Source organism: Paenibacillus sp. IHB B 3415 (assembly GCF_000802655.2).
Lineage (GTDB): Bacteria > Bacillota > Bacilli > Paenibacillales > Paenibacillaceae > Paenibacillus_AQ > Paenibacillus_AQ phytohabitans.
In genome coordinates this window covers 1-18179 of the sequence record NZ_JUEI01000131.1, presented here as the reverse complement: position 1 = coordinate 18179, position 18179 = coordinate 1, and the positions used below count along the sequence as shown (strand labels likewise).

At 52.8% G+C, this 18179-nt stretch carries 10 protein-coding genes and 1 pseudogene; 5 read left to right on the top strand and 6 right to left on the bottom strand.

What is annotated here, in order from left to right; genetic code table 11:
- Positions 1–75: 75 nt before the first annotated feature.
- Positions 76–453: a MerR family transcriptional regulator gene (locus QW71_RS34720; protein ID WP_039310237.1), complete on the bottom strand. Its 378-nt coding sequence runs from the start codon at positions 451–453 to the stop codon at positions 76–78.
- Positions 454–629: 176 nt separating this feature from the next.
- On the opposite strand from QW71_RS34720, the gene QW71_RS34715 reads away from it, so the two are divergent.
- The gene (locus QW71_RS34715; protein WP_039310236.1) at positions 630–1484 is read left to right on the top strand and encodes an SDR family oxidoreductase; all 855 of its coding nucleotides are present in this window, start codon (positions 630–632) and stop codon (positions 1482–1484) included.
- Positions 1485–1520: 36 nt separating this feature from the next.
- Positions 1521–2465: an alpha/beta hydrolase gene (locus QW71_RS34710; protein WP_039310235.1), complete on the top strand. Its 945-nt coding sequence runs from the start codon at positions 1521–1523 to the stop codon at positions 2463–2465.
- 78 nt (positions 2466–2543) lie between these two features.
- Here the strand turns inward: QW71_RS34710 and QW71_RS38415 are convergent, their stop codons facing one another.
- From QW71_RS38415 to QW71_RS34690, 5 genes and pseudogenes are all read right to left on the bottom strand, one after another.
- Positions 2544–4148: a diguanylate cyclase domain-containing protein gene (locus QW71_RS38415; protein ID WP_052770554.1), complete on the bottom strand. Its 1605-nt coding sequence runs from the start codon at positions 4146–4148 to the stop codon at positions 2544–2546.
- 564 nt (positions 4149–4712) lie between these two features.
- Positions 4713–5885 carry an ABC transporter permease gene (locus QW71_RS34700; protein WP_039310234.1) on the bottom strand — a complete coding sequence of 391 codons (1173 nt, stop codon included), beginning with the start codon at positions 5883–5885 and terminating at the stop codon, positions 4713–4715.
- Entirely contained in the window at positions 5882–6583 is a 702-nt protein-coding gene (locus tag QW71_RS41690) for an ABC transporter ATP-binding protein (protein ID WP_039310239.1), read from the bottom strand. The genes QW71_RS34700 and QW71_RS41690 overlap by 4 nt, the downstream gene beginning before the upstream one ends.
- A gap of 726 nt (positions 6584–7309) precedes the next feature.
- Positions 7310–8092, bottom strand: a pseudogene (locus QW71_RS41685) (efflux RND transporter periplasmic adaptor subunit); the annotation flags it as partial.
- A gap of 180 nt (positions 8093–8272) precedes the next feature.
- Positions 8273–10909 carry a hypothetical protein gene (locus QW71_RS34690; protein ID WP_052770552.1) on the bottom strand — a complete coding sequence of 879 codons (2637 nt, stop codon included), beginning with the start codon at positions 10907–10909 and terminating at the stop codon, positions 8273–8275.
- Positions 10910–11526: 617 nt separating this feature from the next.
- Here QW71_RS34690 and pheS point away from each other — a divergent pair.
- The 3 genes from pheS to QW71_RS34670 all read left to right on the top strand — a co-directional run bounded on the left by pheS (position 11527) and on the right by QW71_RS34670 (position 17711).
- The gene (pheS, locus tag QW71_RS34680) at positions 11527–12561 is read left to right on the top strand and encodes a phenylalanine--tRNA ligase subunit alpha (RefSeq protein ID WP_039310232.1); all 1035 of its coding nucleotides are present in this window, start codon (positions 11527–11529) and stop codon (positions 12559–12561) included.
- A gap of 336 nt (positions 12562–12897) precedes the next feature.
- Positions 12898–15342, top strand: a complete 2445-nt coding sequence (gene pheT, locus QW71_RS34675; RefSeq protein WP_039310231.1) for a phenylalanine--tRNA ligase subunit beta — start codon at positions 12898–12900, stop codon at positions 15340–15342.
- A gap of 203 nt (positions 15343–15545) precedes the next feature.
- Positions 15546–17711, top strand: coding sequence for a cell division protein ZapA (locus QW71_RS34670; RefSeq protein ID WP_235441631.1), 2166 nt, complete (start codon positions 15546–15548; stop codon positions 17709–17711).
- Positions 17712–18179 lie beyond the last annotated feature (468 nt).

Below are 18179 nucleotides of genomic sequence, written 5' to 3'. Positions count from 1 at the left end.
AAATAACCGCTGGCTAGAACGTTATTCACCCGTTAGGGTGATTTTGTTCTAAGGCACACCATGAAAATTCACTTATCAGGGAAGTCTGTCAAATTTATTTTCTTGGGCATCGATTAAGGCGAGCTTGTAATTGATCTTTTCCAGCATTTTTATCATCCGTGTTAATTGTTCCTCCACTTTGCTCTTTTGGGTGAACAGCATCGTTTTTCTTAGGTGCAGTGTACGATCTCCGCGCTTGTACAACTCAACGTATTGTTTTATTTCTGACAGAGGCAGCCCTGTCGAACGAAGAGCCTGAACCGTCTCAACGCACTCGATGTAGTGATCGTTGAATTGGCGGACCCCGTTTGTATCCCGGTCAACAGCCGGCAATACGCCTTCCTTCTCATAATAACGCAATGTATATGCGGTAATGCCCGTTTTCTCAACGATATCCCTAATCGTATAAGCCATAAGATGTTTCACCGCCTATTGAATGTTAGAGTGACTCTAGTATATTCTACAATCCGAACTTGCCTCCAGTCCATAATATCCCCTATTTAATAGGATGAAACTATGGAATTTGACTTAGAGCCGCTTCAATCCGCTAAGCTGAGAGAGCAGCAACAAACTAATGAGGAGGATGTTCAATGCCCAAAACAGTGTTGATCACCGGGAGTTCGACCGGACTGGGTAATACAACAGCGAAGAAGTTTGCGAATGAAGGATGGAATGTGATCGCGACGATGCGCAAACCAGACCAACGCTTGACTGAGGAGAATCCCGAACGGATTTTCGTCACCGAGCTTGATGTTACTAAGCCAGCTTCCATCGAGGCGGCCATTGCGGCAGGGATCAATAGGTTCGGCCGGATCGACGCCGTCGTGAACAACGCCGGAGTCAGTATCCTCTCGATATTTGAGGCAACACCCATGGACATTACCCGCGGGATTTTCGAGACGAATGTCTTCGGTGTCATGAATGTCATTCAGGCAATCACCCCTTATTTTCGTGAAGAAGGCGGCGGCACAATCATCAATATCACCTCGAATGTAGGTTTTGCCTCCAACCCGCTTCTGGCCGTATATGTCTCAACCAAGCATGCCATTGAGGGGCTGTCCGAATCACTCTCGTACGAACTAGAATCGCAGAACATCTCCGTCAAGCTTGTGGAACCAGGAGCTATGATTACCACAAATTTCTCATCGAACACCATGGCCGCTACCCAAAACATATCCGTTCCGCCAGCGTACCAGCCTTATTACGAACATATGATGAACTGTATGCTGGACTATCCGTTTGAAAGTTCAGATGAGAATCAGGCTGCAGATCAGGTGTATGCCGCTGCATGTGATCCGTCTGACCGGCTGCGTTATCTGGCAGGTCCGGACGCTGAAGAAACAGCAAGGCTGAGATGGTCCCAGTCGGAAGAGAAGTACATGAAGACTATGCGGGAGCTGTTGGGGCAAACGGCGTGGCGAAATGGACAAGCTGACATTCAATAAAGAATAATAATCTGCATTACAAAGGATGGTTGGAGAATGGAGGAAAAAGTACATCCGGAACTTCAAAATATGTTTTCCGGTTTACCAAAGGTTGTATATACGCGAGAGAATTTGGCAGCGCAGAGGAAAGAGATGCAGGAGTTTACTGCCGGAATGGCGGCATCGCTGCCCTTTAATGATGAAGTCCTGATCTCAGAAAGAAAGGTTCCAGGTGCAGAAGGGGAGCCGGAGGTCCGCATTAAAATATACGAGCCCAGAGTGAAAAATCAATCTCTCCCGGGTATCTTATATATTCACGGCGGAGGATATATTCTGGGGTCCGCCGATATGATGGACTTTACCCTGCAGCAGCTGGTATCGGAGCTCGACTGTGTCATCGTTTCTGTGGATTACCGGCTGGCTCCGGAGCATCCGTTTCCGGCTCCTCTCGAAGATTGCTATGCTGCACTCACCTGGTTCTCCGAAAACGCAGAAACACTGGGAAGCGATTCATCCAGAATCGCAGTATTCGGCCCTAGCGCCGGCGGCGGATTAACGGCTGCTCTCTCCCTGCTGGCAAGAGATAGAAACGGCCCTCCGATTATGTTTCAAATGCCCCTCTATCCGATGCTTGACGATCAGCTCCTTACAAAGTCCAGTAACGAAATAACGGATGAAAGAGTATGGAACAAAGCCAAAAGCCAATTGGCTTGGGAGATGTACTTAGGAGAACAAGGCCAAGAATCCCCGTTTGCCGCACCGGCACGGGCAGCCGATTTGTCAGGACTTCCGCCCACATACACCTGCGTCGGTGACTTAGATCCGTTTCGCGATGAAACCATTCATTATGTATTAAGGCTCACGCAGGCAGGTGTGCCGACAGAATTTCATTTGTACCCGGGATGTTTTCATGGGTTCGAGGAATACTTTCCTTCTGCGGAGATCAGCCAAAGAGTTGTGAAAGAATATTACACGGCTTTAAAACATGCCTTATACAAATGAACAGCTGATTTCTTCAGCATAACAGATAGAGGGGGCGCATTCCTAAGGAATGCGCCCCCTCTATCTGAAGGGCTTAGGCTATTTCGGCTGGCGGGTGTATTCTTCATCCACATTCTCGCTGTACAGATTGGCCTCATTGCCGCCATGGTTCTTGGAGCGGTACATGGCCAGATCGGCGGCGCGGAGCAAATCATTGATACTGCTGCCATGCTGCGGATAGAGGGCTACACCAATGCTGGCAGAGGTATGGAAGCTGGAGTCTTTGTTGACCGACCAGGATTTATTGAACAGCTGGAGCAGACGCGCCAGTATTTCATCGAGCATTTCCGGACTTGTGAACCGGTGCAGCACCACCGCAAATTCATCACCGCCGATGCGGAACGCCTGGCCTGAGCCCTTAACGGTCTGCTGCAGCTCCCGTGAGAGCAACTGCAGGAATTCATCCCCTGCCAGATGGCCCAGCGTATCATTCAGCTGCTTGAACCGGTCACAATCCAGCAGAGCTACGGCAATCTCCTGCCGGCGCTCCTCCGGCTGGTTAATCAGATTCTCCATGTACATTTTGAAATGGGCCCGGTTGGGAATGGCAGTCAAATGATCATAGAAGGCCAGCTTGTGCAGCCGTTCCTCATATTGCTTGCGCTGGGTAATCTCACGCGATACCAGCATGAATTGTGCAGGGAAAGCCCGGCTTCCCGGGATAGGTGTGACTTTGGTCTCCAGCCATACCCAGTGCCCTTCTGCCGAACGCATACGCAGCTCGGAAATCCGCGGTGAAGCCTGAACGACACTCTTCAGCTTGGCCCAGGAGATCTCGGCTTCGCGGATATAATTGGAGAGAGGGGCGCCCTTGCTTGGAACATACCCAAGTACACTTGAATGCGATGGGGATGCGTACAGGATCAGGCCATTGTGATCGGTCAAAATAATGAAATCGGACATGGTTTCGCCGATCAGCTGGTATAGTGATTTCTCTTCCAGCATTTCATTCTGCAATGAGATGAGTCTGCGGCAGAGATAAATAATAACCAGGACAAGCAGGAACAGGAATACTGAATAGACGGCGAACAGTGAGCTTTTCAGATTCTTGAACTCGAGAATAACCTGCCGGGCATAGCTGTCGATCAGCTCCTCGGCGGTATCCAGCGTCCCCCTTACCTGGGTGAGCTGGGTATGAACGGCCAGCGGGGAGTAGGCCGCGGGGTTCCAATCACTCTGAACCCGCTGCGAGATCAGTTCCCTTCCGTTATCCTTCCAGAGCTCAAGTGAGGTCTCGAACTGCTCCAGCTCGCTTCTCAGCTCACCCAGCAGCAGCTCACTCTGCTTCATTCCATTGTATGGACTCTCTACAGAGTCCAGATTATAACGGGCAGTACTGACCCGCTGCTGCGCCTGGGCATTATTGTCCTCGAACTCCTGCGAGAGCACACTGCGCTGCGCATCGGTTATATTACCGCTGAGCGAAGTCTGGAGCGCGATGGCAGACTGATGCAGATCGCGGTCGGCATTCAGCAAGAGCTCGGAGTTCTGGTATACATCACTGTATAAGGAATCCGATAGTTTATTCATTGTATAATTCAGATATAACAGGGAGGCAACGCTGACGCCAACCAGAAGAACGGAGATGGAGGTGAATAATAGGATTAATCTGCGTGTACTTGTGATTTCGGAAAAAACTGCCACTGTCATCCTCTCCCCGCATAGAACTTTGCGAATCTCATTGGTGTACCTTGGGTGCATGCGGAACTTATCCTTATGCGGCAAATGGCTGTTTGCTGGCATGATAAAGAGAGTTTATGTTAGCGAGTCCTATAAGCAGGGGAAGAAGGAGGGAAATGAAAGAAAAAATCCCGGTTTAACCGCGGTTTCTTTTCACCAGTATATAGGACTACCTTCATGCAGAGCAATTGCTGAAAAAATAATAAGCCTCATCATCTCCTGCTGCCGGATTTACGGGTCGTCAAGCGAGCCGGGAAACCGGGAAGGAAATTGCTTGAGACATATCACGTGCTACTTATTACGAAGATTTATGTATAACTTACTACTATAAGTATTCTACCCTTGAGACCTATTACCCACATTTATTGCAAACGATACCCTCCCGGGATCAATTAAAAGTTAATTTTGCTGAAACGGCTGAAGTTTACCCGGAAGGGTTGGATGGAACAGGAAAATCCGCCAGCCTCAACCAAATGCGAGACGGACGGATGGAGTAAATAAGATATAAGGCTCGTTATTACAGGAATGCTAATCGTTTCGCAGCGCGTAGATAGGCCGCATTCTGGCTGCCTTGTTAGCCGGGATCATTCCGAAGACAACCCCGATGATCAGGGAGAATGTGAAGGAGATCAGGACCATGTTCCAGGATGTCGCCACATTCATGGTTGTATATTTCCCCACAGCCCAGCTGGCACCAAGCCCCAGCCCGACTCCGATCAGGCCCCCTGTTCCGCTTAAGACTACAGACTCAATCATGAACTGCATCATGATGTTGATTTTTTTGGCCCCGATCGCTTTGCGGATTCCGATCTCCCGCGTCCGCTCGTTAACGGAGACAATCATTATATTCATGATTCCTATGCCGCCGACGAACAGTGAAATACCGGCAATTCCGCCAAGTGCCATAGAGAGCGTATCACTGGTCTCGTTCACCGTTTCCAGCATTTCCTGAGAATCGAAGACAGAGTAAGAGTTCTCCGCACCGCTGAATTTGGCATCGAGAGTAGACTCCAGCTCGGTTTTCACATCCTCCACATTATCGTTGGAAGTAGTTGTAATCGTAATCGAGCGGACCCCCTTACTCTGCAGAAACCGTTCAGCGGTTGAAATAGGAATCAGAATCTTCTCGTCGCTGGAGCCGCCGCTGGTTGAGCCTTTGCTCTCCAGCAGACCGACGATCTTGAAGCTGCTTCCGTTGAGCTGTACCTTTTGGCCTACAGGGTCATCCGTGCCGAACAGATCTTCAGCCGTATCTGTTCCGATCAAGGCTACCTTTTGACGGTAATCTGTATCAATCTCCAGCAGAAACCGTCCGGATTGCACATGGAAATCCTGGACTTCCTCATAGGCAGGTGTTATCCCTTCTACGGATACTGAAACGTTCTCGGTCCCATTCTTGGCGGTAACATTCCCCGTGATTACGGGAGATACATTCTCCACCCCTTCAATCTCTCCAAGTGCCAGAGCTTCCTCGTAGGTTAAGGAAGTCGTTGCCCCGCGTCCCATAATGTTAACCGTCAGCTGGTTGGTTCCAAGAGAGCTTAAAGATTCCGTAATCTGCGAAGTCGTTCCCTGTCCTACCGAGACGAGGGCGATTACGGAGGATACACCGATAATGATGCCCAGCATCGTGAGGAAGGCTCTGATTTTACTGCTGAGAATACTTTTAAAAGCCATTTTCATGCTCTGATACAGCATCATGAGTGGGGCACCTTCCGATCCTCAACGAGATCCCCGTCCTGAATCCGGATAATCCGTTTGGCCTGCTCGGCGATTTCGAGGTCATGCGTGATTAGAATAATGGTATGTCCCTGTTCATTAAGCGCCTTGATCATCTCCAGAACTTCCTTGCCCGTCTTGGAATCAAGCGCACCAGTCGGTTCATCGGCAAGCAGGATAGGAGGGGTGCCGGCAAGGGCGCGGGCGATTGCCACACGCTGCTGCTGACCCCCCGACAGCTCGGACGGACGATGATCAATTCTGCTCTCCAGGCCTACTCTGACCAGAGCATTGCGGGCAACCTCTCTGCGTTCCCGGTGAGACATTCCCCGGTAGATAAGGGGCAGCTCCACATTCTCTACTGCCGATAATTTCGGTAGCAGATTGAAGTTTTGAAAGATGAAGCCGATTTTCTCGTTGCGGATCTGGGCCAGCTTGTTGTCTGACAGCTTGCGGATTTCCTGGCCGTCCAGGAAATAATCACCTTCATTCGCAACATCCAGGCATCCCAGCATGTTCATCAGGGTCGACTTGCCCGAGCCTGAGGGTCCGATGATCGCAACAAACTCACCGTAATCGATGTTGAAGGTCAGGCCCTTGAGGATCGCCATTGATTCTCCGGCCATTGTATAGCTGTGCTGCATGTTCTGAACCCGGATTAACGGTTCGGAGGTGCTCATCGTCCGCCACCGCCTCCGGAGAAGCCGCCTCCGCCGCCGGTCATTCCGCCGCCAGCACCGCCTCCAGTGAAGCCGCCGGTCATTCCGCCGCCGCTGAAGCTGCCGCCCATACCGCCTTCCGCCGCCAGCACCGCCTCCAGTGAAGCCGCCGGTCATTCCGCCGCCAGCACCGCCTCCAGTGAAGCCGCCGGTCATTCCGCCGCCAGCACCGCCTCCAGTGAAGCCGCCGGTCATTCCGCCGCCGCTGAAGCTGCCGCCCATACCGCCTTGCATCTGTGTCTGCTGGGTGGATGTGTTGCCTGTAGAGATCACAGTTGGAATGATCACTTCATCACCTTCATTTAAGCCGCTCACGATTTCGATATTGCTCTCGTTATGAATACCCACCTCAACGGCAACCCGTTTCTGGCCGGATGCTGAGCTTGCTGCGGTTCTGCCGCCGGATGCGCCGCCCGGGAATTCACCGCCGCCGTAATCGCCGCTGCGCATGCCCCGGCCGCCTGTCTGACCTTCTCCGCCTTGCCATTCACCACTAGGAGGGCCGCCAACCGCATCCCCGCTCGGAGCCTGACCGCCTGCCGCATCACCGCTAGGAACCTGACCGCCCGCCGCACCGCCGCTCGGAGCCTGGCTTCCTGCCGCGTCGCCGCTAGGAATCTGGCCGCCAACCGCACCGCTGTCCGTTGCCGCAGCTTCCCCGCCTTCGGTCACAGGCACATTCACGTAATATTTGCCGTTCACTTCGGATACCGCCTCGATCGGCACGGTCAGAATATCATTTTTCTCTTCAATGGTAATTGCCACTTCTGCGGACATGCCGACCAGTACTCCCTCAGAGTCATTCAAGCCTACAGTGACATTGAACAGGGAGACGCCGTTTGAGGAGGTTCCTTCCTTGGCGATATCAATAACCTTGCCTGCAAACTCTTTATCCTCAAGCGCATCTAGCGTAATCGTTGACACCTGATCCAGCTTGATCTGAGGAATATCCAGTTCATCCACCTGTACCGTTACGCTCAAGTTAACGTAGTCAGTCATGGTGAACAGCTCTGTACCATTCTGAGCCTGTTCGCCGTCCGTAATATTTACAGCTGTAATCGTTCCGTCGATAGGAGCCGTTAACGGATCTGGCGGAACCATATCCTCATAGATGGCAGCAATGGAATCCTGTTGATCGGCAATATCGCTTTTGGCTTTATCAATGGCTGTTTTTGCCGATTCCAGCTCTTCATCTGTAGCATTATTCATCGCGATCGTTTTGTAGTTTTCCTGCTTGTTCGTAAGCTCTGTTTTGAGGTTCTCCAGCGATTTGTTGGCTTCCTTCAGCTTGTCGTCGAAATCGCCCGCCACAAAGGTGATCAGCACATCGCCTTTTTTGACGACATCGCCTTTTTTAACCATGACTGTATCCACTTCACCGGCTTCTTTGGTGCGGATGCTCTCACTGTTGATTGCCGAAACTGAACCGGAGCCGGAGACACCGACGAGGATATTTCCCTTGGTCACCATAGAGGTGTTCATGGGAGCGGCATTGACCTGCGGGTTCTGATCCGGCCACAATACATAGCCCAGAATACCTGCAATAGCAACAACAACAACTGCTGAGGCGATAATAATTTTCTTCTTCTTTTTCATTCCGATCCTCCATCTTACTCAAATAATATAAGGGGCCAGGTGTACCTGAGAATCTTAAGAACCGCTTTCTGCGGTGCTGTCATTGCCTGCAGCCGCTGTAGTGCCGGTATCCGTAGTTGAAGCTGCTTTGGTCACAACATCGATGGAGTAGACCTGTCCGCCAAGCTCTGTCCGCTGGCCTTGGAATTCGTCGTACAGGGTGAGCTTGTAAGTGCCTCCGCTTAAGTTCTTGAACAGTGAGTTGGTAATGGTCGTAGTGTAGGAGCCATAAGTTCCTACTGCCAAATCCGTTCCAAGGGACAGCGTTTTCTCGAAATATTGTCCATACGGGTCAGTGATGTGCAGAATCAGCTTATGGTCGAATGCTCCCATCTGGTAAGTTGTATCCCGCGAGAGATTGTAGTTAAACGCCAATGCAAGACTGGTGGTGCCTGATGTGATGGTGCCTGTGGAATTTGAAATGGCCAGCGTGTAAGGATACAGGGACACAGAAGTCAGGTTGACAGCAGGTGCAGGCACCACAGGAGCCAGTGTCAGTGCTGATGTATTCACATAAGCTGTAGCCGCAGTTCCGGCTGAAGTCAGCTTACCGTCTGCAATCTCCTGGCTGACATACAGCTGAAGGCCGTTTGTGTCAACGGCAGCCGGTATGTTAGTCCAGAAAGCAACCAGGGTCTTGCCTGCCGGACTGGTCGAACTCTCTGACTGGACCGCGGTTGCTTCGAAATACTGTCCGTCTGCGGTTTTGAATTGTCCATACAGCCTGGAGAGATCAGTCTGCCGCGTTTCTTCACTGTTCATTTCTACTTCACTGTATATGAGGTTATTGCTGGTTCCGCTGTATACAAGGGTTGAACGTTCCTTCACGCTGGCTTTTTTGCCGGTCGAAGTAATCTTGAACGATTCACCTGCAGCCAACGGTGTGATACCGCTGCTAAGCCCGTCCGTTGTGCCAAGAGAGAGGAACTGGGTAGTGCTGGTGCCGGAAGTCTCTTGCAGAATAATCTGGGCCTGGCTGAAATTAAGCGTATAAGGCACGCGGGCAAGCACCGAGACCTGCATACTGGCTCCGGGTGCCAGAACAGTGCCTGTATTCTCCGTGTACAGCTGCGAGGACGAGCTCAAATCCGTCAGATCCACTTTCAGCACACCGGTAAGTGCAGGCAGAGTGATTGTTTTGGAGGAATGGTTGCTGATGCTGACCTTGGCCTGTACGATATCTTCGCTGCCCCATGGCAGACGCTGCAGGGAATTCAGTGTGACGCCAAAGGTGCCGTAGCTGTTGGTAATGCTGTTCTCTGTAGCGATGTGAGTATTGCCTGCCAGGGAATAAGGGATTTTGAAATAGGCTACAGGCAGTATTACTTTACTTGAACTGCTGCTGCTGCTGCTCTCACTGCTGCCGGTGCTGCTGGTGCTACTGGTGCTGTTGCCCGTAGGGGCAACCATTTGCAGTTCGAGCGTATCCTGAGCCAGTTCAAGCGGAACGCTGGCGGTTAGTTCAATCAGCTTCTCTTCCAGCGGCTTCAAGGTAAGGGAGCTGAACGCAGTCGTTGTTACCGGGAAGGTATAGCCTTCAGCGGATTTGACAGCAAGCTCATACGCAGGCAAAGTTACTGCTTTGGTGCCGGCATTTTTAAGGGTGAGCTGATAACTCCATACGGCATTGCCATTGTCTGCATGCACACTTGCGTCCGCGAGCTTCATGTCTACAATATTGCTGTCGATGGAGATCTTCTTGGTATAGCCAGCCGCCACGGTGAAATCAGCTGTACCCGCAGCAGGAAGGGAATAGGAGGAGACCGGAAGATAGAGCTTCAGCCCTTCATCCAGCTTGGCGATCTGCAGTGTCATTTTGGTGACGTTCATGTAGGAGGGAATCTCAGTCATATAGTAGAGCGTCTTCTTCTCCTGAGGCTGAATCTTGTATTCAGAGCTGCTGTCATCCAGCGTGAGCGTGAAGGTAGAGCCGCCCGAGGATTTCAGGTACAGGCTGTAGCCTGGGTCTGTGAGCACTTTGGTGCCCAGATTCGTTATACTGAGTCCAACCTTGGCGTAGACCTTGCCGTTATATTTGTAGATTTGTGCAGACTCAGCTTTGGTGTTGACCGGTATGCTGCCAAGTTCAACTTTGCGGGACTCACCCGTAAGGGCGGACAGCGAGTAGTTAGAAGGAACGGTAAAAGTACCTATGCGCTGTTCAAAATTGGCGGCACTGAAGTTCCAGCCGTACATGTTGACTTTAAGCCCTTTGGCCGAGGCGGCTGTTCCAATATTCGCATAATATGTAATGCTGGTGCTCTGCTTCGCAGCAATTTTTTTGACAGCACTGTCTGCGCTGACCGGGATTCCCTTGATGATGCTTCCGCCGGTAGTCACAATTTTGGAGAAATAGTCAACCAGATTGACACTGCTGCCAGCATTGTTAGTATAAGTGAGTGTATAGGTGAGAATATTACCTCCGGTTTGGCTCTGAATGCCTACATGGCTCAGCTTCACACTAAGCGTAGTGCCGAGCTTAATCGCGCTGAGGCCGGTGAGTGTGGAGACTTCCGTTACTGTGGCAGCTGTTTTGGCAGTGGGGGTACTGGCCGTGGCAGCAAACGCCGTGGTTCCCGCTATCCCCGCGAGTTGACTTGCAGCAAATGTACTGAGTAACAGCAGAACAAATGCCTTTCTTCGTTTAAGCATGAAATTCCCTCCCTGTATAAAAGCCGATACGATCTCAAAGCTGCCGCATTCAAATAAGGACAGCCAGGCTTTTCTCAATAGGGAAAATATCAAATTCGGCTGAACGTTCGCTGAAAAAAAGTCCTTCAAACGGCGCTGAAGCTTAAAGGAAGCTTAAAGGAAGATAAAAATTAACCTACAATTGTGCAACTTGTCAAAAGGGCTGTTTTTGCATATAATAAGTAGACATATCTTCTGAACTGGAAGATCGAGTGTATTTGACACAATCCGCATAAATGCATTGATGGAGAAGAGTACGCAGTGCTGGCTTACAGGGAGGAAGCGTCGCAGATTGAGAGCGTTTCTAAGAGAGCAGAGCTGCCGAAGTTCACTCCGGAGCAGTTCCCTGAATTCCATTCAAGTTCGCCTTGAGGGAGACAGTAGGGGAGACCGGCCGCAGACCGTTATTTCTGTTAAAGTGAGACAGGTCTCCGCCGGTCCGAAAGAGGGAATATTGCTCTTAAGGGAAGCGTCGCAGCCGTCTAACAAGGGTGGTACCACGGTCTTTTCGTCCCTTTACCGGGAGGAAAGGCTTTTTTTTGTTGAACAATACGAGATTTGAGGGGGCAGTACAAGGCATGAAAGAGAAATTGGAAGCATTGAAGGCCGAGGCATTGGCTAAGCTGCAGGAGGTAACCGATCCGCAGATTCTGAATGATTTACGCGTCAAATACCTTGGCAAAAAAGGTGAGCTTACGGAGGTTCTGCGCGGCATGGGCGGGCTCAGCGCGGAAGAACGCCCGGTGATCGGCCAGGTGGCCAATCTGGTGCGCAGTGCCATTGAAGAGGTAATCGGTACAAAGCAGGAAATCTTCCAGCAGCAGGAGACACAGAACCGCCTGAATGCAGAGAAGGTTGATGTGTCGCTGCCGGGCCGCGGCCTGCCGCAAGGTGGTATTCATCCATTGAACCGCGTAATTCAGGAGATTGAGGATATTTTCATCGGCATGGGCTACCGGATTGAAGAAGGTCCGGAAGTAGAGACAGACTACTATAACTTCGAGGCTCTGAATCTGCCGAAGAACCATCCGGCCCGCGATATGCAGGATTCCTTCTATTTAACGGAAGATCTTCTGATGCGCACACAGACTTCTCCGGTGCAGATCCGCACCATGCAGGCTATGAATGGCGAAACTCCGGTCAAAATCATCTGTCCGGGCAAAGTATTCCGCCGCGATGACGACGATGCGACCCACTCCTTCCAGTTCCATCAGATTGAAGGCCTGGTTATCGGCCGCAATATCCGCATGAGCGACCTGAAGGGCACCCTGCTGCAGTTCATGAAGGAAATGTTCGGTCCTACAGCAGGCATCCGCCTGCGTCCGAGCTTCTTCCCGTTCACCGAGCCGAGTGTTGAGGTAGACGTGAGCTGCTTCAAATGCGGCGGCGAAGGCTGCCGTCTCTGCAAGCAGAGCGGCTGGCTGGAAATCCTCGGTGCCGGCATGGTACATCCGAATGTGCTGCGGATGGGCGGCTACGACCCTGAGATCTACAGCGGCTTCGCTTTCGGCGTAGGCGCGGAACGGATCGCGATGCTGAAGTACGGCATCGATGACATCCGCTACTTCTACACGAATGATATGGGTTTTGTGAAGCAGTTCAAGGGGATTTAGAGATTTGGCGGGTGTGCGGGGTGCGTGGGGCTGAAAGGGTTGCAGTAGATTTTGAGTTGCTGTTTCTATACCTGTTAAAAATGAACCGGAGGGGGATTTTGGAACTGGAAGGAGCGTCAGCGTTCGCCTTTGTGTTTGGATTTCTACCGCGAAGAGCGGTTTGAATCAGGAAATCCAAACACAACAGCGGCCGGAAGTCCAAATATTCCTTGCAGGGGCACTATTAACAGAGAGTTTTGAAGCAGGAAGGAAAGATCGCGCAGCGGCTTACTGGCAAGCGCGTCAAGCACACGGCATGGAGATAAATACATCTGAAACAAAAGGAAGTGTGCGAAAATGAAAGTATCAACCGCCTGGCTGGCTGATTATATATCGCTGGACGGGGTGACCGCTGATGAACTCGCGGACAAAATCACTACCGCCGGCATTGAGATTGACGGAGTTGAACGCCGTAACAAAGGGATTTCCGGAATCGTAACCGGCTATGTGAAATCCAAAGAGAAGCATCCGGACGCCGACAAGCTGAATATTTGTATCGTGGATGCCGGACAGGGCGAGGATCTGCAGATTGTGTGCGGTGCCAAGAATGTCGCAGCGGGACAGAAGGTTCCTGTCGCACTGGTTGGCGCTAAGCTGCCCGGACTGGAAATCAAGAAAGCCAAGCTGCGCGGTGTGCTGTCGCAGGGGATGATCTGCTCAGCCAAAGAGCTGGGGCTGAACGACAAGCTGCTGCCCAAAGAGCTGCAGGAGGGCATTCTCGTATTGCCTGAGAGTACGGAAGTCGGCCAGGATATTCTCAAGGTGCTTGGACTGAACGACGAGATTCTGGATTTCGACCTGACCCCTAACCGCTCCGACTGTCTGAGCATGATAGGTGCTGCTTATGAAGTGAGCGCAATTCTGGGCCGTGACCTGCAGCTGGCAGATCCGGCGGCAGAGCTTGTGGAAGCAGGCGGACGGGCAGCGGATTCCATCACTGTCAATATTGAAAATGAAGAATACTGCAGCCATTATGCAGTACGTTATATTGCCGGAGTGAAGACAGCTCCATCCCCGCTCTGGATTCAGAACCGCCTGATGGCGGCCGGGGTACGCCCGATCAATAACATCGTCGATATTACCAACTATGTGATGCTGGAATACGGACAGCCGCTGCATGCGTTTGACGGCGATCAGCTGGCAGGCGGAACGATTGGTGTGCGGTTCGCTCATGAAGGCGAGCTGCTGACAACACTTGACGGCCAGGAGCGCAAGCTGGAGCCGCAGATGCTGGTCATTGCTGACGGGTCAGGAGCTATCGGTCTGGCTGGTGTTATGGGCGGATTATCGACTGAGGTTACAGCAAATACCGTCAATATCGTATTGGAATCCGCCAAATTCGACGGCGGGACTGTACGCAAGACCTCGCGTCAGCTGGGTCTGCGTTCTGAAGCTTCCCAGCGCTTCGAGAAGGAAGTCGATCCGAATGCCGTCATTCCTGCACTTGACCGTGCGGCTGCCCTGATCGCCCGCTATGCCGGCGGCTCCGTACATGAAGGTATTGTTCAGGCAGGCAGTGCCTCTGCCGAGGAGAAAGTGCTGACCCTGTCGCTGGAGAAGCTGAATCAATATCTGGGCACCGAGCTGTCATTGCTGGAAGTGAAGACCCTGTTCGGCCGTCTGCACTTCAAGTGCGGTGATGCTGCCCAGGGAATCGTTGAAGTTCAGGTTCCTACGCGGCGCGGCGACATCAGCTATGATGTTGATCTCATTGAAGAGATTGCCCGCCTGTACGGATATGACAACATCCCGACAACCCTAATTGAAGGGACTACTACACCGGGGGCACTCACCAGAGAGCAGTTCCTGCGCCGTGAGCTCCGCCGCCTGCTGGCTCTTGGCGGGTATCAGGAGGTTATGGGGTATTCCTTCATCCAGCCGGAACAGAGCAAGCTCTTCCCGGCACTTGCGGACGGAAAGCTCTCCGTGAAGCTGGCGATGCCGATGAGTGAGGAACGCAGCGTGCTGCGTACCAGCCTGCTGCCGCAGCTGCTGGACATTGCCCTCTATAACACCAACCGCCGTCAAGGCGATCTGGCGCTGTTCGAAATCGGCAATGTCTTCTTCACCGATGAAGAAGTGCTCACCCGCCAGCCCGGTGAGCTGCCGGTACTTGGACTGCTGCTGAGCGGCACACGTGCTGCCAAGCAGTGGAATGTAGCTGCCGAGCCTGTAGATTTCTTCGATCTTAAGGGGGCGCTTGAAACTGTATTTGCCCATCTTGGCCTTACGGACCGCATAATCTATGAAGGGGATGCTCCTGAAGGCTATCATCCAGGACGCTCTGCTTCCGTCTACCTGCTGCAGGCTGAAGGCCGCGATAAGATCGGTACCATCGGACAGCTGCATCCGGAACTTCAGCGCCAGATGGATCTGGAGGATACTTATGTAGCTGAAGTATTGCTGCAGCCGCTATATGATGCGGCGCGTGCCCAATTACAGTACAGTGAGCTTCACCGCTTCCCTGGCATGGAACGGGATATTGCGGTAGTTGTAGACGCAGAAGTTCCTGCAGGGCACCTGATAGCTTCCATCCGTGAACATGGCGGAACACTGCTGCAGAATGTGCAAGTGTTCGATGTCTACACCGGCGGCAAAATGGAAGCAGGAAAGAAGAGCGTAGCCCTCTCGCTGCTGTACCGTCATACTGACCGCACACTTACCGATGAAGAGGTTGTGGAAGTGCATGACAGAGTCGTTTCTGCCCTGGAGCAAACTTTTGGCGCAGAATTAAGAAAATAGCAGGAATTGTGCAAAGCCGCAGCGAATCCATTTAGAAACCGATTCACTGCGGCTTTGCTGTACCCTTGTGAAGTACGGAGTCCGGTTTAAATCTATGAAATGAACACGTTTTTTTTGCCAAAGGTTAAGGAATAACGCTACAATAGCAGTAAGGAAATCAGCTTAGAATCCGCACACATACAAAGGAGGGCACAACTGTGGCTATGGACCGGACTCGTGTCGCCGTGGAGATATACGGAACTTCCTATAAACTTGTCGGAAGCAGCACTGAATATATGAAGCAGGTTGCCCGTTATGTCGATGAGCATATGCGTGCAATATCCAAATCACATTCCAGACTGGATACCCCGCGGATCGCGGTGCTTGCAGCTGTACATATGGCAGAGCAGGCTATCCAGGTTCAGGATTTCAAGAATGAATTGAATATGCTGACCGGTGAACGTACCGAGCTGCGCGTGGAGGTATCACGCCTTCAGGAGGCGCAGCGCGAACGGCAGGAAGAATACGAGAAGCTTGAAGCGGCTGCCAAGGAAGAAGCGGCGCGGCTGATTGCCGCCGTGGAAGAAGAACGCGCGAGGCATCTGGAGCTGCAGGAGCAGGAGCGCCAGATGCACGCACAACTGCTGGAGGAAGAGAAGCAGGCTGCTGCTTCCAGCCGCGGGCAGCTGACAGATGAACTGCAGGCGCGCGAAGCAGAGCTGAAAGCGCTGCGGGAGACTTACGAAGCAGAGCAGGCTGCAAGCCGCGAAGCTGCAAGACAGGAGCTGGAAGCGGCTGAAGCGTTACGGCTGCAGCAGCTTGAAGAGCTGAAGGCTGCTCATCTGCAGGAGCTGGAGCAGCTTCGGGAGACACTGAACCGTGAGAAAGCGGAGACGTTGGCAGGTCTGGAGCAGGAGCTGATCCAGACCCGGGAGTCTATGGGCAGTGAGATTGTTGAGATCCGTACCACCTTGAGCAAGGAGCTCGCCGATACCAAGGCAGCGCTCACCAGTGAGCTCAGCGGAGAGCGCGAAGCGCTTGAGAAGGAGCTGGCCAAGAATAAGGAGCTGCGGCAATCCCAGGGGACGCAGGAGCACAGGCACAAGCAGCAGCTTCAGGAGCTGGAGAAGCAGCTTGGTGAGCTGCGCGGCGGAACCGGGCAGCTGCAGTCCCGGCTGCGCGCGGCGGAAGCCGGGCTCAAGGGCGAGCGCGATGCGCGCCTGACGCTGCTCGCGCAGTACGAAGCTGTGCTGAAGCGGGAAGAGCAGCTTGGTGAAGAGCTGCGCCTTGCGGCAGAGCAGGGGCAGCAGCATAGCGCAGAGCTGGAAGAAATGCGCCAGCGTTATGTGCAGGTGCAGGATGAAGCAGCGGGACTTAACAGTGCGCTGCAGGAAACAGCGGACAAGCTAAGTGCGGCGCTGGAAGAACTGCAGACTGCCAATGAGCTCAGCGGTCTGCTGAATGATGAGCTGGAGGGGCTGCGCCAGCGTTATGAGCTGACGCAGGAAGAAGCTGCGTCTCTCCGCAAATCTCTGCGGGAGACGACGGATAATCTGAGCCGGACACAGGCGGAATTTGACCGTACCGCGCTCGAAGCAAGCTCCTGGCAGGAGCTTGCGAACAAGCATATGGAGGATATCGGCGAGCTGGAGATGAACCTTCTGGAAGCCGGCGAGAAATCGGCAGCGCTGCAGCGTGAAGTCGAGACCCTCCGCGGACAGGCGGATGGAATGGTGCAGCAGCTTGACCTGGAGGCCCAGCTTCGTGCTGAGGCGGAGCAGGAAGCTGCCCTTCACCAGGAAGCGGCAGAGGCAGCCCGTAAGGAACTGTCGGCGCTGCGCGGCCGCTATGAAGAGCTGATCGCCCAGTATGATGAAATTCTGCAGGATGGCGAACAGCTGAAGGAACGTTATGAGCTGCTGGAAGCCGAGGGCGAGGAAACTGCGCGGCGTCTGGAAGAGCTGTACGAGGCGGGCCGCGAAGCTGCCGCAGCGGCGGCGGAGCAGCAGGAAGCGCTCCGCGAGACCAGGGAGTACGAAGCTTCATGGAAGCAGAAGTACGAAGAGCTGCAGCAGCGCGAGCAGCAGTGGAGCGAGCAGGAGGCGAAGCTGCGTGAGGAGATTGAGATCTGGCAGCAGGAAGCCGGGGACGCTGAAGCCCAGGCGGAATCCGTGAGCCGCTCGCGTAGCGAGACTGCGCAGCAGCTTGGGGAGATCGGCGAGAGCTACGAGCTCGTCCAGGGCCAGCTGCGTCTGGTTCAGGCCCAGTTCGAGCTGCAGCAGGGTGAGCTGGACAAGCTCTCCCAGGAGCACCGCAGCCTGCAGGCGGAATATGCCAAGCTGCAAAGTGAATATAATGAATGGATTCAACTGATCGAACAGGACAGTTGAATGGCGGATGCATTAACGGAAGAGCTGTTTTAAGCAGGAGACTGCTTGGAACGGCTCTTTTGCTTTTTAGGGGGAGTCCCACCGAGTCCACTGGAAGTGGATAGTAAGGTGATTTAAAGTGCACCTGATTTCACCGGATGCGGGCCAGAGGAGGAAGTGGAAATGAGGAGCCAAAGTGCACCTGAATCCGCAAGTAGTGGGCGGCAGGCAGAGTACACGAGCCGAATGTATGCGAAAAACCAAGTACAATGCGCCTACGATAGAGTAGATAAGCCGAATGTATGCGAAAAACCGAGTACAATGTGCCTCCGAGAGAGTGGATGAGCCGAATGTATGCGAAAAACCGAGTACAATGTGCGTCCGAGCGAGTAGACGAGCCGAATGTATGCGAAAAACCGAGTACAATGCGCCTACGATCGAGTATACGAGCCGAATGTATGCGAAAAACCGAATACAATGTGCGTCCGA

What these genes read in the sequence shown, in the direction of transcription:
- pheT (WP_039310231.1), top strand. Translation starts at nt 12,898, where the DNA reads ATGAAAGTATCAACCGCCTGGCTGGCTGATTATATATCGCTGGACGGG.
- QW71_RS34700 (WP_039310234.1), bottom strand. Translation starts at nt 5,885, where the DNA reads ATGATGCTGTATCAGAGCATGAAAATGGCTTTTAAAAGTATTCTCAGC.
- pheS (WP_039310232.1), top strand. Translation starts at nt 11,527, where the DNA reads ATGAAAGAGAAATTGGAAGCATTGAAGGCCGAGGCATTGGCTAAGCTG.
- QW71_RS34720 (WP_039310237.1), bottom strand. Translation starts at nt 453, where the DNA reads ATGGCTTATACGATTAGGGATATCGTTGAGAAAACGGGCATTACCGCA.
- QW71_RS34690 (WP_052770552.1), bottom strand. Translation starts at nt 10,909, where the DNA reads ATGCTTAAACGAAGAAAGGCATTTGTTCTGCTGTTACTCAGTACATTT.
- QW71_RS34715 (WP_039310236.1), top strand. Translation starts at nt 630, where the DNA reads ATGCCCAAAACAGTGTTGATCACCGGGAGTTCGACCGGACTGGGTAAT.
- QW71_RS34670 (WP_235441631.1), top strand. Translation starts at nt 15,546, where the DNA reads ATGGACCGGACTCGTGTCGCCGTGGAGATATACGGAACTTCCTATAAA.
- QW71_RS41690 (WP_039310239.1), bottom strand. Translation starts at nt 6,583, where the DNA reads ATGAGCACCTCCGAACCGTTAATCCGGGTTCAGAACATGCAGCACAGC.
- QW71_RS34710 (WP_039310235.1), top strand. Translation starts at nt 1,521, where the DNA reads ATGGAGGAAAAAGTACATCCGGAACTTCAAAATATGTTTTCCGGTTTA.